The 14,566-nt window shown below is 69.0% G+C and carries 12 protein-coding genes; 2 read left to right on the top strand and 10 right to left on the bottom strand.

The annotated features are described in order from the left end of the window. Positions 1 to 64: 64 nt before the first annotated feature. The 6 genes from O3I_RS00695 to O3I_RS00670 all read right to left on the bottom strand — a co-directional run bounded on the left by O3I_RS00695 (position 65) and on the right by O3I_RS00670 (position 6,653). Positions 65 to 2,005 carry a glycosyltransferase gene (locus tag O3I_RS00695; protein ID WP_041562325.1) on the bottom strand — a complete coding sequence of 647 codons (1,941 nt, stop codon included), beginning with the start codon at positions 2,003 to 2,005 and terminating at the stop codon, positions 65 to 67. Then, positions 2,002 to 3,228 carry a UDP-galactopyranose mutase gene (gene glf / locus O3I_RS00690; protein ID WP_014980964.1) on the bottom strand — a complete coding sequence of 409 codons (1,227 nt, stop codon included), beginning with the start codon at positions 3,226 to 3,228 and terminating at the stop codon, positions 2,002 to 2,004. Before glf ends, O3I_RS00695 begins: the two co-directional genes overlap by 4 nt. A gap of 314 nt (positions 3,229 to 3,542) precedes the next feature. After that, entirely contained in the window at positions 3,543 to 4,130 is a 588-nt protein-coding gene (locus tag O3I_RS00685; RefSeq protein WP_014980963.1) for a hypothetical protein, read from the bottom strand. 87 nt (positions 4,131 to 4,217) lie between these two features. Beyond that, positions 4,218 to 4,796 carry a hypothetical protein gene (locus O3I_RS00680; RefSeq protein ID WP_014980962.1) on the bottom strand — a complete coding sequence of 193 codons (579 nt, stop codon included), beginning with the start codon at positions 4,794 to 4,796 and terminating at the stop codon, positions 4,218 to 4,220. An 80-nt stretch (positions 4,797 to 4,876) separates the two neighbouring features. Then, on the bottom strand, positions 4,877 to 5,632 hold the full coding sequence (locus O3I_RS00675; protein WP_014980961.1) for a MerR family transcriptional regulator: 756 nt from the start codon (positions 5,630 to 5,632) through the stop codon (positions 4,877 to 4,879). 82 nt (positions 5,633 to 5,714) lie between these two features. After that, positions 5,715 to 6,653 carry an EamA family transporter gene (locus O3I_RS00670; RefSeq protein WP_014980960.1) on the bottom strand — a complete coding sequence of 313 codons (939 nt, stop codon included), beginning with the start codon at positions 6,651 to 6,653 and terminating at the stop codon, positions 5,715 to 5,717. A gap of 107 nt (positions 6,654 to 6,760) precedes the next feature. Here O3I_RS00670 and O3I_RS00665 point away from each other — a divergent pair, with 107 nt between their 5' ends. Continuing rightward, the gene (locus tag O3I_RS00665; protein ID WP_014980959.1) at positions 6,761 to 7,261 is read left to right on the top strand and encodes a MarR family winged helix-turn-helix transcriptional regulator; all 501 of its coding nucleotides are present in this window, start codon (positions 6,761 to 6,763) and stop codon (positions 7,259 to 7,261) included. Between the two features lie 32 nt (positions 7,262 to 7,293). On the opposite strand, the gene O3I_RS00660 is transcribed toward O3I_RS00665, so the two are convergent. After that, on the bottom strand, positions 7,294 to 8,586 hold the full coding sequence (locus tag O3I_RS00660; protein WP_014980958.1) for a SpoIID/LytB domain-containing protein: 1,293 nt from the start codon (positions 8,584 to 8,586) through the stop codon (positions 7,294 to 7,296). A 331-nt stretch (positions 8,587 to 8,917) separates the two neighbouring features. Between O3I_RS00660 and O3I_RS00655 the strand changes: the two genes are divergently transcribed. Beyond that, positions 8,918 to 11,509 (top strand): N-acetylmuramoyl-L-alanine amidase, encoded by a 2,592-nt coding sequence (locus O3I_RS00655; protein WP_014980957.1) that lies wholly within the window; start codon positions 8,918 to 8,920, stop codon positions 11,507 to 11,509. A gap of 131 nt (positions 11,510 to 11,640) precedes the next feature. Here O3I_RS00655 and O3I_RS00650 read toward each other — a convergent pair whose 3' ends face one another. From O3I_RS00650 to O3I_RS00640, 3 genes are all read right to left on the bottom strand, one after another. Beyond that, positions 11,641 to 12,441, bottom strand: coding sequence for a Cof-type HAD-IIB family hydrolase (locus O3I_RS00650; protein WP_041562323.1), 801 nt, complete (start codon positions 12,439 to 12,441; stop codon positions 11,641 to 11,643). A 199-nt stretch (positions 12,442 to 12,640) separates the two neighbouring features. Then, positions 12,641 to 13,318, bottom strand: coding sequence for a response regulator transcription factor (locus O3I_RS00645; RefSeq protein ID WP_014980955.1), 678 nt, complete (start codon positions 13,316 to 13,318; stop codon positions 12,641 to 12,643). Next, entirely contained in the window at positions 13,319 to 14,503 is a 1,185-nt protein-coding gene (locus O3I_RS00640) for a sensor histidine kinase (RefSeq protein WP_014980954.1), read from the bottom strand. It abuts the gene before it with no gap. Positions 14,504 to 14,566 lie beyond the last annotated feature (63 nt).

Genomic DNA, 14,566 nt, shown 5'->3' with positions numbered 1-14,566 from the left:
CCGCCGTGCCCGTTCGAACTCTGCAGCGGCTGATGCACCGCCGTGTTGTCGACTGCACCGGAACTCAAGACTTCTCGCCCTTCGTCTGCGCACCGAGGCCGAAGGCGTTCTCCCAGGCCGCGGTGCTGGTCAGCTGCGGATGCGCGGCGCGGTAGCGCTGCTGCATCTCGGGGAAGCGCGCGGCCAGTTCCTTGCGCAGGCGCATCGCTTCTTTGAACAGGCCGAGGGCCTGGCGCGGGTCACGCTTGCGGTAGACCACGCCACGTCCGTCGGCGGTGGTGACGGTAACCCCGTCGACCTGCGACAGCAAGAACCACCGCGCGTCCAGTGTCGGGACGTTCAGCTGCGGGGTCTCGTGATGCCGGGCGTGCGCCGGACGCAGGTTGTGCAGCACGCCCTTGGCCAGCCGGACCACCTTGGCGATCGGATTGGCCGGTTCGGCGACCGCGCCCACCTCGAGGTGACTGGCCAGCGGCAGCTCGGTGGACGAGGGCAGGATCACCGCGTCCGGGTACTGCTTGCGCAGCGCGTGCACCGCGCCGAGCGCGCTCGGCAGCAGCTGGAACAGCCGCTCCGGTCCGGCGAGGTAGTCGCGGATGGCCAGGTTCTGGATGGCGACCGTCGAATACTCCAGGCAGAGTAGGTGTTTCAGGGTCGCCTTGATCGTGTTGACCACCATCGCCTTGCCGTTGCCCGGCAGGTGCAGCGACGCGACGACCAGGCGATTGCGCAGGTGGAAGTAGGCCTGCCAGTCGATGGCGTCGTCCTTGTCGCTCCACGCCATATGCCAGACCGCGGCACCGGGCAGGGTGACCGTCGGATAGCCGTGATCGCGTGCGCGCAGGCCGTATTCGACGTCGTCCCACTTCAGGAACAGCGGCAGCGGCTGCCCGATCTGCTCGGCGACCTGCCGCGGGATCACGCAGGTCCACCAGCCGTTGAAATCGACGTCGATGCGCCGGTGCAGCAGCTTGGAGTTGTCGCGGTCCTTGAGCGGGTGCTTGGCGAAGTCGTGGTCGTATTCGACGTTCGGCGCCGAGGTCCACATGAAGATGCCGCGGTCCACCACCTCGCCCATGCTGTGCAGGTGCGAACGCTCCTGCAGGTTCAGCATCTGACCGCCGACCAGCATCGGCGACTTGGCGAACCGGGCGAAGGCCAGCGCGCGCAGGATCGAGTCGGGTTCGATCTCGATGTCGTCGTCCATGTAGACGATGTACTCGGCGTCGGTGTTCTTCAGCGCTTCGTACATCACCCGGCTGTACCCGCCGGAGCCGCCGAGGTTCGGCTGGTCGCGGATCACCAGGCGGTCCCCGAGCACGGCGGCCGCCTCGTCGAAACCGGGTTCGTCGACCACCTTGCGGTTGCCCTGATCGGCCACGATCACCGCGGCGACCTGCCCGAGCACCAGTGGGTCGGAGCCGAGCGCGCCGAGCGTTTTCACCAGGTCCGTCGGCCGGTTGAAGGTCGGCATGCCGCACGCGATGGTGCCCGCGCCGGGCGCCTCGATCGGCGCGTACCAGCCGCCGGCCAGCAGGGTGACCGCGGTGTCGGAGGTGATGTCGAACCAGATCCAGCCGCCGTCCTCGAACGGGCCGAGATCGGTCTCGAACTCCACGGACACCGATTCGGTGCCGGGCGCGACGGCGAACTCCTTGCCCTGCACGTGGATTCGCGAACCGTCCGCCTTCGAGCGGTACACGTCGACCCGGCCGTGCCCGGCCAGTTCCAGCCGCAGCACCACCGCGGACAGGATGCTCCAGCGGCGCCAGTAACTGGCGGGCAGCGCGTTGAAGTAGGTGCAGAACGACACCTCGGACTCCGCGCCGATGGACAGCGAGGTCCGGGTGGCGGCGTGCGCGCGCCGGGCATTGGTCGCGGATTCCTCGACGTACAGGGTGCGCACGTCCAGCGGCTCACCCGGCCGGGGCAGGATGATCCGTTGCAGCAGCGACTTCGCGCGGGTCTCGGTGGCCATATCGTCCAAAAGGGATTGGGAGGTCATTCTGCACTTTCAGCGGTCAGCGGGGCGCCGGTCTCCAGGTGCGGCCGCAGCACATTGTCGAACATGCTCAGCGCGCTACCGATCGCCATGTGCATGTCCAGGTACTGGTAGGTGCCCAGGCGGCCGCCGAAAAGGACCTTCTCCGTTGCGGTTTCCTTCTTCGCGAGCGCGCGGTAGGCGGCCAGCTTGGCGCGGTCCTCCGGCGTGTTGATCGGGTAGTACGGCTCGTCGCCGGTCTGCGCGAAACGGGAGAACTCGCGCATGATCACCGTCTTGTCGTTCGGGTAGTCGCGCTCCGGGTGGAAGTGACGCGGCTCGATGATCCGGGTGAACGGCACGTCCGCGTCGTTGTAGTTCATCACCGAGGTGCCCTGGTAGTCACCGGTCTCGAGCACCTCGGTCTCGAAATCGATGGTGCGCCAGCCGAGTTCGCCTTCCTGGTAGTCGAAGTAGCGGTCCAGCGGGCCGGTGTAGACGACCGGCGCGTCCGGGTTCGCCGCGCGCAGTTCCTCGCGCACCTCGAACCAATCGGTGTTCACCCGCACCTCGATGAGCTCCGAGGCGGCCATGTTCTCCAGCCACTTCGTGTAGCCCTCTTTGGGCAGGCCCTCATAGGTGTCGTTGAAGTAGCGGTTGTCGAAGGTGTAGCGCACCGGGAGCCGGGTGATGTTGCCCGCGGGCAGTTCCTTCGGGTCGGTCTGCCACTGCTTGGCGGTGTAGTCGCGGATGAATGCCTCGTACAGCGGGCGCCCGATCAGCGAGATCGCCTTCTCCTCCAGGTTCTGCGCGTCCTTGGTCTCGATCTCCGAGGACTGCTCGGCGATGAGCTTGCGCGCCTCCTCCGGAGTGAAGTAGCGGCCGAAGAACTGCGAGATCAGGCCCAGACCCATCGGGAACTGGAAAGCCTGGCCCTTGTGCATCGCGAAGACCCGGTGCTGGTAGCCGGTGAACTCGGTGAACTGGGTGACGTAGTCCCACACGCGCTTGTTGGAGGTGTGGAACAGGTGCGCGCCGTACTTGTGGATCTCGATGCCGGTATCCGGATCCGGTTCCGAATAGGCATTACCGCCCATGTGATAGCGACGGTCGAGCACTAGAACGCGTTTGCCGAGCACCGAGGCGGCGCGTTCGGCGACGGTCAGGCCGAAGAAGCCGGAGCCGACGACGATCAGGTCGTACTGTGCGGAGTTGGCGGAGGTACCCGGGGACGATGCGACGGTCACGGGAGCCCAGAGTATCCGAAGTCCGCGCGGGCTCCGGGTGGAGTCACGAGGAGCACCGAACCGGCCCCTGTCCCGGCCCGCTCTCATGTCCGCGCCATCCGAATTTCGCCCGGAATTCGCCGATCATCGCGGTCCCGGTAAGGCGCCGCCGGTTGACTGTTCGGTCACCCGCTGCCGCGCACGTTTCGTCACGCCGCGCGGGTGTCGTTCGAATGACACGCGCGCGGGACGACGGAAGTAGCGCGGCGGTCACGAATCGCCCGCCTGAAATCGCGCGACTCGGGGCGTGCGGCCCGCAGGGATGCGCCCGGCGATCAGGGGCGGATCGGCTGCGGGGGATGCCCGCCTTGGGGATTCGGGTGTGGATGGGGCGCGGGGAAGGGTTGCGGGGCGGGGACCGGGGCGGTCGGCGGCGTGGTGAGGGCGAGGACCGTGGCGGTCAGCGCGACCACCGTGCCGCAGACGAGCACCATGAAGGAGAACTCCGCGTCGACGGCCAAGCCGCGCTCGCCGCCGTAGACCGCGCTGACCAGGCCGCCGGCGAAGGTCCAGGCGCCGCCGATGAGCAGCATCGGGCGACCGAGCGGCTTGCCGGCCAGGTACAACAGGCCGCCCAGCGCGAGGATCCCGGCCATGAACGCGGATACGACCAGCAGGATTTCCAGCCCGAAATGGACGTCCGCGGTGAGTTTCCAGGCGTCGTAGGTCTCCAGGAACGTGCGGTCGCCGCTTTTCGGCTTCTTGATCCCGTCTACCGTCCGCAACACGTGGACGCCGAGGAGCGAACCGCCGCCGATACCCACGCCGCCGACGCATGCGGCCAGACCTGCCAGCACCTCGGTTGGCGAGCGCGGCACCGGTGGCGGAAAGTAATTGCCGGGTCGGCCATATGGATCGTTCATCGAAACCCCCCTCGTGATACGGGGGAACCCTACCGGGTGCGGGACTGGCGATCGAGCCCTTGTCTACGCGGGCAGTGCCACCGGGGGTCAGGCGTCGAGGGTGTCGTAGTCGATTCGCTGGACACGGTGGCGGGACGGGACGTACTCGAGCCAGCGGGCGGTGTAGCGGGAGGAAGCCAGGATGAACACGGCAAGGGGGAAGACCGCGGAGGCGAGAGCCGCCAGCCATTCGCGGTGCAGCAGCGCGGTCAAGCTGCCGATGAGCCCGCCGAACAGTCCGTTGACGGTTTCGAGCACCCGGCTTTCCTCCGGCATCCAGTCGATGCCGTAGTCGGGCTGGTATCCGGTGAGCGAAACCACCAGGGCGGCAAGGGCTGTCACGGTCAGCACGCCCGAGGTGACGATCAGCAGGTAGCGACCCGTCTCGTTGCGGCGCAACAGCAGGACTGCGCCGTAACCTAGGCCGAGCGCGGCCAGCAACCCACCCACGATCGAGAACGCGGCGAGCGATTTGTCGATATGCGGCGGCTGATGGCGCAGGGCGTTCCACACCGCCCGCTCGCCCCACAGTTCGAACAGGGCGGTACAGAGCGCGAGCACCCCCGCGACGGTCGCGACCACGCCACCGGGTTCCGTGGTGCGTGTACCCGGCTCGGCCTCTGCCATGTCTGGCCCCCTTTCGGTCGACCGCACCGAAAACGGCCGGCACGCATCATTATGCGCACCGGCCGTCGGTCGAGCTCGATCTACAGCTGTGTCTCCGCGTAGACGCGCATGGCGTCCCGGACGAACTCGGCTGTCCCCGCGCCGTGCACGTCGTAGTTCGCGCCGAAGCGCGGATCCGCGACATACATCTCGCCGAGCCCGATGAAGGCCTCCTTCACCACGGCCCGGCCCTGCCAGCCGTCGCCGATCCAGGCGCGGTGGCGGGCGGTGATGGCCTGGGCCTCGGGGCTGTCGGGCGTGAGCCCGGCGGCGTGTGCCCGGCCGTAATCCGCGGCGATGTCCTTGGCGGCCTGCATGTGCGCCTGCTTCTGCTCCGCAGTGAGCCCGCGCCACCATTTGTCACCGCTGTCGTAGGCCTCCCGGCCCCAGCGCTCGACCACCTCGTCCTTGTACTGCGTGTGGTCGAAGCCGTCGAAAACCTCTGCTGCCATGAGTTGTTCACCTCTTTCCGTCTTGTGCAGCGTTGTTTGCACCGACTCGATCTGGCGCCGGATCCGATCCTGTTCCTGCCGGAGCAGTTCCAGGTGCGTGCGCAGTGCGGCACCGGTGTCCTGTTCGCCCGCGAGCACTTCGGCGATGACCGGCAGGCCCAGGCCGAGCTCACGCAGCAGCAGGATGCGTTGCAACCGCACCAGGGAGTCCTGGTCGTAGAAGCGGTAACCGTTGGTGCCGATCCGGCTCGGCGGCAACAGCCCGAGCTGCCCGTAGTGGCGCAGCGTGCGACTGGTGGTACCGGCCGCCTTGGCCAGATCCTGGATGGACCATTCGGTATGCACGACCTTCTCCCTTCTTTCTCGTCGGTGTGTCCAGCATGCAAGTTGACGTTACGTCAAGGTCAACCTGTTTACCCGGCGAGTTTCAGCGGGACCCGACCAGCACGGGGGCTGGGGCCGCGACGACGACCGCCGCGGGCTTCGGACGCCCGGCCAGCTGGCCGTACACGGTGCCGGCCAGCGCGATGACCAGCCCCGCCACCTGCAGCGGGCCGAGCGCCTGACCCAACGCGATCCACCCGATCACCGCGGCCGATACCGGACTCAGCAGTCCGAGGAAGGCGACCGAGGTGGCGGGCACCTTGGAGATGCCGCGCACCCAGAGCCAGTAGGCCACGGCGGTTCCGATCACGGCGAGGTACAGGTAGCCGCCGATCGCACGCCCGTCCAGCGCGGGCGGCGCGCCCTCGATGAGCAGGGCCAACGGCAGGATGAACAGGCCGCCGGCGGTCAGCTGCCAACCGGTCAGCACCAGCGGGCCGACCCCCTCGGGCCGCCCCCAGCGCTGGGTGAACACGGTGCCCGCCGCCATGGACGCGGCTCCGGCCAGTCCGGCGATGACGCCGACGGTGTCCAGCTGCGCGTTGGCCTTCAACACCACGAGCGCGACGCCGAAGATGCCGATCAAACCGGCGATCACCTTGCGTCCGTTGGGCTTTTCCGCGAGCACGACGGTCGCGAAGGCGAGGGCGAACATCGGTGCGACCGCGCCGAGGACGCCGGCGACACCACCGGGCAGCCGGTACGCGGCCAGGAACAGCAGCGGGAAGAACGCGCCGATATTGAGGATGCCGAGGGCGACGGCCCGGCCGATCCAGATGCCGCGGGGCAGCAGCCGGGTGAAGGCGAGCAGCACGAGGCCGGCGGGCAGCGCCCGCATGAGCGCGGTGAACAGCGGGCGGTCCGGCGGCAGGAATTCGGTGGTGACGGCGTAGGTGGAACCCCAGACGATGGGGGTGAGGGCGGTCAGCGCCAGGGTGCCCGCGTACGAGGTGCCGGTGCGCGGGGTTGGGCTTATGGTCATGTCGTTCGCTCCTCATTGATAATCTCAACGTTGAAATATCTACTCGCAGAGGTATCTCAACGTCAAGTTGTTCAACATTAAGATTCTTGAAGATGATAGGAGTCACAATGGCGGACGCGGTGGACCTGTTCACCCAGCACTGGAACCGGGAACGACCCGAGGTCGATGTCTCGCCGATGGCCGTGATCGGCCGGGTTCAGCGGCTGTCGCGACTGTTCGAGCACGAGCTGAAGCACTTCTTCGGCGGCTTCGACATGGAGTTCTGGGAGTTCGACGTACTCGCCACGCTGCGCCGCTCCGGCAGCGAGGAAGGACTCACCGCGGGCGCGCTGCTCAAGGTGGCGATGGTGACCTCGGGCGCGATCACCAACCGGATCGACCGCCTGGCCACCAAGGGCTGGGTGGAGCGCATCCCGTGCCCGGAGGACCGCAGGGTGATCCGAGTCCGGCTCACCCCGGAGGGCCGCCGGACGATCGACGAGCTACTGCCCCAGCACATGGCGAACGAGCAGCGCATGCTCGCCGCACTGGACTCGGACGCGCGCGAGCAGCTCGCGGGACTGCTCCGCACGCTCACCGAGTCACTGGGCGACGGCGTACCGGAGTGATTGCCGCACAACAACGCTCGCGGTAGCGGCGCTCAGCGACCCCCGTCCGCGGGCGTGGCAGGAAGCGGCAGTCCCGGCGTCGGCCGCGGGGTCGGCGTCGACGCGGTGGTCGGCGCGGCGGTGCTGCCCGGCCACGTCGCGGGCGCCGTGGGCGGGGTGCCACCGGTCGGCGCGGACTCGTGCGCGACCGGGTCCGGCACCAGTTGCAGCAGCGTGGTGAAGTCGACGACCTGGGCGCCGAGCGTCTCGGTCGAGATGATGACGCCGTTGGTGAACATGCGGTAGGTGCCCGCGTTCTCGGGCAGGACCATCTCCGGGCCGAGCGGTGTGCCCACCGCGCTCGCCGCACCGCCGATCCGCCGGTACTCGACATCGATCGCCGATTCCCCGACGGCCGTCTGCGTGCGTGGATCTATCGGCGGCGCAACCACATTCGGTGCGAGGTCGGTCAGGGCGGGTCCGACCTCGAAGGTGTAGATATCGGCGGGTTCGCCGCCGCCGGGCGCGGAGGAGTACTCCGACCGCAGAATTCGCCCGTCCCGCACCATGACCGTGCCCGCCGTCGTGGCGATCGCGGCGGCCGCGCGCGGATCCTCTTTGTCCGTACCGGGATACACCTGGCAGTCGGTGGTGTCGCAGCTCTGCGCGTACGGATAGCGGTGCTCCGCAAGCACATACGAGCGCGCCGCGATCGCCTGCGCGCGCAGCGCCTCGTTCGCGCCCTTGTCCGCCCAGTTGGCCTGCACCTCGGCCGGGACGACCCCCAGCAGGTAGTCCTCCACATCGACCCGGTTGACGGTGCGCGCCGCCCCGTTCTCGTCCGCCAAACCGAGCGCACCCCGGTACGCCGAGCCGCCGCACAGCGTGAGATGTTCGGCGGCAGGACGATTCGGGCCGGGATCGACGGGATGGATCCACGGATCGTCGGTCGCGGACTGCCACAGCACTTCGCCGTCACAGCCGACTGTCACCACGACGTTCGCGCCGCCACCCGGCAGCAGTGTGAGGTGCGCGGCCTGGCCCGGCTCGACGAATTGCCCGGCGACGCGCAGCCCGGCGGCCGAGAAGGCGTCGAGTGTGGAGTCGTCCTGCGCGGTGAGCCGGATGCCGACGGTGGTTGCCGGAATGGTGCCGAGCTTGGCGCCCGGGTAGTAGTAGTCGAGGATGCGTTCGGCCGTCCAGCCCTCCTGGGCGTTCGCCAGCGCGCCGAGCTGGCTCATGCCACGGCCGTGACCGGGCCCGGCCACCGTGCGATACGGCAACTCCCCCGGCGCGGACCAGAGCAGCAGCAGCGTGGCGGCGGCCGAGCCCGCCACGCCCGTCACGAGCACTCTTCGCAGAGTTATCACAGGTGACAGGCCCGGTCGTCGCCGGACGAAACCACCTCGCGGGCTACGCGCGAATTTCACCCGCGTTTGTGCTCCCCCTGTGCGCTGTGCTGTGTCGCGTCGCATCCGTTCACTCCCACGGTTTTCCAGGGCCGGGCGGATTCGATACCTGTCGGCATGTCGTTCCATCCGGCCACAATCCGAGAGCTACATTCGAGCAATCATATAATCCTCAACAAGAGGTTTAGATATGTGACAGTTGTGACTATTGTGATCGTTGATACATCAGGAAGCAACCCTGTTCGACACGATCACTGGTTCGACCTGAATGGAGAAGCTCGTGCCGTACCGCAAACCGAAACGTTCCTACGTCCTCCCGGTTGTCACCACCCTTGCGGTAGCGGCCCCGCTCGCGGTGCTCACGATGAGCGACTCGTCCGAATATCGGCAGACCACCGACACCGAACTCGCCGCCGTACCGGCGCAACTCGCCGAGGTGGTGCTGAATTCGGCCCCCGATATCGTGCTGCCGCTGCGCGAACTGACCGGACTGGACCTGCCCGACCTGCGCCTGTCCGACCTGCGGATGCTGCCGTTGCCCGCGTCCATCCGAATCCCCGAGGGCCTACCGCTGCCGCCGGGCGTGCAGCTACCCAAGGAGATCCCCCTACCCAAGCTGAACGGCCCCGCCGCTCCCGGCCGGCCGACCGTGCCAGGTCAGCCCGCCGCTCCCCGCCCCGGACAAGCCGCCACACCTGGTCAGACACAGGTCCCAGGACAGGCCGCCGCTCCGGGCCACACGCCGCTTCCCGGACAGGCCGCCACGCCCGGCCAGACGCCGCTTCCCGCGCAAGCCGCGACCCCGGGGCAAACACCGCTGCCCGGCCAGGCCGCAGCACCAGGACAAGTGCCGCAAGCCACCGCGCCGGGACAGACACCGTTGCCGGCACAGGCCGCCGCTCCCGGACCAGCACCGCAGGCCGCGGTTCCGGGGCAGACACCACTTCCCGCACAGGGCACAGCGCCGGGCCAGACGCCGCTGCCCGGACAGAACGTCCCAGTTCAGAGCCCAGTTCCCGCCCCAGCGCCGGCTGATGCCGCGGGCACGCGGTTCATCGCCGATCCCAGCCACCTGCCGCCGGGCACCACGCCCGACACGCCCGCGCTGGCTCCCGGCGCGGTCCCGCCCGAGCTGACCGATCAGGTCGGCGCACAGGTGAAGGAGGTCTCGCGGGACACGCCGTTCAGCGTCGTCGCTCTCACCTCGAAGGATCTGGCGAACACCAAGGCGCTGATCCGGGCCCGCCAGGCCGACGGCAGCTGGGGTCCGTGGTTCGACACCGAAGAGGTCGACACGCGCCGCACCGATCGCACCGCCGCCGGCGGCAAGACCGGCACTGAACCGCTCTACGTCGGCACCACCAACGCGGTGCAGATGCTGGTCACCCGCAAGCCCGCCGTGGCGACGACACCTGACGACACGGTCGCCCCCGTAACGCCCGCGCGCTCGGACGATCCCGCGCAGATGTCCGCGCTCGACCTCACCGCCGTGCTCATCGATCCGGGCCGCGGCGCCATCGACGGCGCGCTGCACAAGGTCGCCGAGGTGCTGCCCAGCGGCGGTCCCGCCGTGATCAGCCGCGCCGGCTGGGGCGCGGACGAGAACATCCGCTGCGAAGAACCCACCTACGACGACGGACCCGGCGGTGACGGCCTCGGCGGCATCACCGTGCACCACACCGCGGGTCGCAACGACTACTCCCCCGAGGAATCCGCGGGCATCGTCCGCGCGATCTACACCTATCACGCACAGACCTTGGGCTGGTGCGATATCGGCTACAACGCGCTGGTCGACAAGTACGGCCAGATCTTCGAGGGCCGCGCGGGCGGACTCACCCGCGCGGTGCAGGGCGCGCACGCGGGCGGCTTCAACGAGAACACCGCGGGCGTCGCATTGATGGGCAACCACGAATCCGAGCCGCCGAGCGAGGCGGCGATCAACGCCATCGGCAACTTCATCGGCTGGCGCTCGAAGATCGCGCACCTCGACCCGACCGGCTACACCACGATGTACTCCGAAGGCACCGAATTCACCTCCTACGCCATGGGTCAGGCGGTGCAACTGCCCATCGTGTTCGCCCATCGCGACGTCGGCAACACCTCGTGCCCCGGCGACGCCGCCTACGACATGATGGATCGGATCCGCGGCATCGCCGCGAGTGTCGCGGGTGGTGCCGGGCTCGCCGACAGCGGGAACAGCACCGACAGTTACGCGGACAACGGGACCGGCACCGAGCAGAGCCAGGCCGCGCCGGCCGCACCCCAGGCCACGCCACGCACCAAACCCGACCTCGCCGCGCTGGCCGCGCTCACCAAGAAGCTGCTCGCCATGGTCGACCAGAACCCCATCGCCAAACACTGGGCCGCCAAGGGTGGCGCGGACGGGCCGCTCGGCGCGCCGCAAACCGAGCCGATGACCGCCGCGCAGGGGCGGCAGTACGCCAAGTTCGCCAACGGCTACGTCTACGCCGCGCCGGACGGCAAGGTCATCGAGGTGCTCGGCAAGATTCTCGACCGCTTCCTCCAACTCGGCGGCGACGCGGGCGTTCTCGGCATTCCGCAGAGCGACGCCTACACCGTGCCGAACGGCTTGCGCTCGGACTTCGAACACGGCTCGCTGATCCTGAACCAGGCGACCGGGATCGTCACCACGGTGTGGAAGACGTTCAACGACACCTATCAGCAGGAGGCGAGTCGCCAGGCTCCGGGCCAGGGTGGCGTCCCCGCAGGTGCTCCGGCACCAGCTCCAGCCGCTGCCCCTGCCCCTGCCCCTGCCCCTGCCGAGGCTCCGGCCCCTGAGGGTCTGCAATTCCCGTCCCCTGCCGACTTCCTCCCACCGGAGCCTGCCCCGGCAGGCTGACACGACTCGACCCCGACTGCGGAGCCCGCTGCCCGTGACCTCGTCACCGGCAGCGGGCTCCGATCATGTTGGCGCCCAGTTCATTCCGGGACGGCAGCAGATAAATGACGCAGGGCTGGTGCGGACCGGACTCAGACCCACCAGCGTTCGAGCACGCGCGCGACGCCGTCGTCACGGTTGGATTGGGCGACTTCGTTTGCGGCGGCGAGGGTTTCGGGGTGCGCGTTGGCCATGGCGACGCCGTGGCCGGCCATGGTGAGCATCGGGACATCGTTGGGCATATCGCCGAACGCGATGATGTTGGCGGATTCGACGCCGAGGCGTTGCGCGACGACCGCGAGGCCGGAAGCCTTCGTGACGCCCGGCGCGGAGAGTTCGATCAGACCGTGTTCGGTGGAGTACGTGATGTCGGCTCGCTCACCGATCAGCGGGGCGAGCACGGTGCGCATGTCCGAGCTGCGCGCCCCGGGTAGTCGGATCAGCATCTTGATCGCCGGCGCGTCGATGACCTCGTCCCGGGCCACCGACGTGTCGTCCGGGTTCAGCCAGGCGTGCTCGTACAGCGGCGAGCTGACGAATTGCGGGGTGACCGCGTCGTGCGCGCTCGCCCCGACCCGTTCGGCCGCGAGACCGCAGCCGGGCAGCGCCTCCTCGGCCAGGTCCGCGATCCAGGACAGGGTGTCCACGTCCAGCGTCATGCTGGTCAGCACCCGGTCGGTCGCGCTGTCGTAGATCACCGCCCCGTTGCCGCACACGCACAGCGGCGCGTAGCCGAGCCCGTCCACCACCGGGTCGATCCAGCGCGGCGGGCGTCCGGTGGCGAGTACGAACGGCACACCGTCGCCGATCAGCGCGTCCACCGCGGCCTTCGTGCGCGCGGTGACCCGCTCGTCGTGATCGATGAGGGTGCCGTCCACGTCGGTGGCCACCATCTTCGGCTTGGGCAGGTGCAAGTGGGTCACCTATTCCATCCTGCCGGACAACCGTCCCCCGGGTGACCCGGTGCCACCGGTTGATACCCACCAGTAAGCCGCGCACCCCGACACCGGCCCCAGCGACCCGAACTCCACGAACCGGTTCCGGCCTATCCAGCCGAGGCCGGGCTGGTTGCCCTGTGGGGTGGCTGCCCGGTCATTGTTCTGCGTCGCGGACCAACAGCGCGATCTGTACTCGATTAGCGACGCCCAGCTTGGTGAACAGATTGCCGGTGTGCGCCTTGACGGTGGCGACGGTGACCTGCAGCCGCGCGGCGATCTCCGGGTTGCCGAGCCCGTCCGCGATGGCGCGCGCGGTATCGAGCTCGCGTTCGGAGAGGGCAGCCAGGCGTTTCCGCGCGGCGTCGCGGGAGGCGTTGCGGGCTTCGGTGGAGCCCGGCCCGGTGGCCGCGGCTATCACCCGCGCCGTGACCGTGGGGGACAGCACCGGGTTGCCCGCCGCGACGGTGCGCACCGCGTCGGCGATCCGGGCAGGTGGCGTGTCCTTGAGCACGAAGCCGAGTGCCCCCGCGCGCAGGGCACCGAGTACCAGCTCGTCGGAGTCGAAGGTGGTCAGCATGAGTACCGCCGGGGCACCCGGCACGGCGCGCAGGCACCGGGTGGTGTCGACGCCGTCGCGGCCGGGCATCCGCACATCCATCAGCACCACGTCCGGTCGCTGTTCGTCCACTACCGCGAGCGCGGCGTCCCCGTCGGCGGCCTCCGCGACGACGGTCAGATCCGGCTCGCCGTCGATGACGAGTCGTAGTGCCATCCGCACCAGTTGGTCATCATCGACGATGACGACGCGCACCGTCTCCTGTTCGCTGTGCACTCATGCTCTTTTCTCGTGGTCGTGCCCCGGCCAGGGAAGTTGCGCGGTGAGGACATACCCGTCGTCGGAGGTGCGATGGTGGTCGAGCGATCCGCCGGCGAGGGTGATTCGTTCGGCGAGGCCGAGGAGACCGAAGCCCGAGGCCGGTGGCCGGGCGACGGCGGTGGCGGCCGCCGAATTGCGGACGCTGACGTGCAGTTCGCCGCCGGGCGTCCCGGCTACGGTGATGTGGACCCGCGCGGCCGGGGCATGTTTCGCGGCGTTGGTCAGCCCTTCCTGAATGACCCGATAACCGGTCCGTCCCACGGTCTCGGGCGGGGTGGCGGTCACCGTGCTCGCGAGCGTGACGTCCAGGCCCGACGACCGGGCGTCGGCCACCAACTCCGGGATCCGGTCCAGGGTGGGTTGCGGTGGTTCGGGGCGGTCGGGGTCGGCGCGAAGGACGCCGAGGACGTCGCGGAGTTCTTCCAGCGCTTGCCGGGAACCGTCGGCGATCCCGCGGATCAGCGTGCGCTTCTCCGCGTCCGCGAGGTCGTCACGGTGATCCAGGACGCCGGCCTGCATGGCGACCAGCGAGATCCGGTGCGCGAGTACATCGTGCATTTCGCGGGCGATCCGGTTACGTTCGGTGGCCTTTGCCTGCGCCGCCCGGGCGGCCTGTTCGCGTTCGGCGCTGTCGGCGCGGTCCCGCAGCGATCGCACTTCGACGCGACGCGCGTCGATGGCCACACCGATCGCGACCGCGATCCCCGCGCTCGCCAGCGGCAGCACGAGCTGCAGCCAGACCGGAGCGGCCGGCATGCCGATCGGATAGAGGTCTTCGGCGAACTGCGCCGCGGCCACGAACGACACGACGACCACTCCGATCTCGACCGGACGACGGCGAGTGGACAGCGAACACAGTGCCAGCAGCGCGGCCCCGGTGGCGAGCGCCGACGCGGCCGAGGCGATCACGACCACCAGGGCGACGGCGAACGGGAACCGCCGCCGCCACAGCAGTACCGTCAGGCAGCCGAGCGCGATCAGCGGATCACCGGTGACGAACCAGGAACACGTATCGGCTGTGCAGCCCGCCGGCAGCGCCGTGGCGACAGCGAACCAGAAGGCCGCGCCGAGTACCGCTGCCGCCATCAGCCGCCAGGTCTGCTGCCATACCCCGAGTCGTGCGGCGCCGTCGGTGTCCACCCGGCCATTATCGCGACATCGACCGGCCGGAAGCAGCAGCCCAGCGGCTGATGTGGGCTCGAC

The organism is Nocardia brasiliensis ATCC 700358 (assembly GCF_000250675.2).
Lineage (GTDB): Bacteria > Actinomycetota > Actinomycetes > Mycobacteriales > Mycobacteriaceae > Nocardia > Nocardia brasiliensis_B.
Note: the sequence above shows the minus strand (reverse complement) of the source record. Positions and strands in the feature narration are given on the sequence as shown.

Bases quoted from the DNA above. Each gene is read 5' to 3' on its own strand.
- O3I_RS00695 (WP_041562325.1), bottom strand. From the start codon at position 2,005: ATGACCTCCCAATCCCTTTTGGACGATATGGCCACCGAGACCCGCGCG.
- O3I_RS00685 (WP_014980963.1), bottom strand. From the start codon at position 4,130: ATGAACGATCCATATGGCCGACCCGGCAATTACTTTCCGCCACCGGTG.
- O3I_RS00680 (WP_014980962.1), bottom strand. From the start codon at position 4,796: ATGGCAGAGGCCGAGCCGGGTACACGCACCACGGAACCCGGTGGCGTG.
- O3I_RS00670 (WP_014980960.1), bottom strand. From the start codon at position 6,653: ATGACCATAAGCCCAACCCCGCGCACCGGCACCTCGTACGCGGGCACC.
- O3I_RS00665 (WP_014980959.1), top strand. From the start codon at position 6,761: ATGGCGGACGCGGTGGACCTGTTCACCCAGCACTGGAACCGGGAACGA.
- O3I_RS00655 (WP_014980957.1), top strand. From the start codon at position 8,918: ATGGAGAAGCTCGTGCCGTACCGCAAACCGAAACGTTCCTACGTCCTC.
- O3I_RS00650 (WP_041562323.1), bottom strand. From the start codon at position 12,441: ATGGTGGCCACCGACGTGGACGGCACCCTCATCGATCACGACGAGCGG.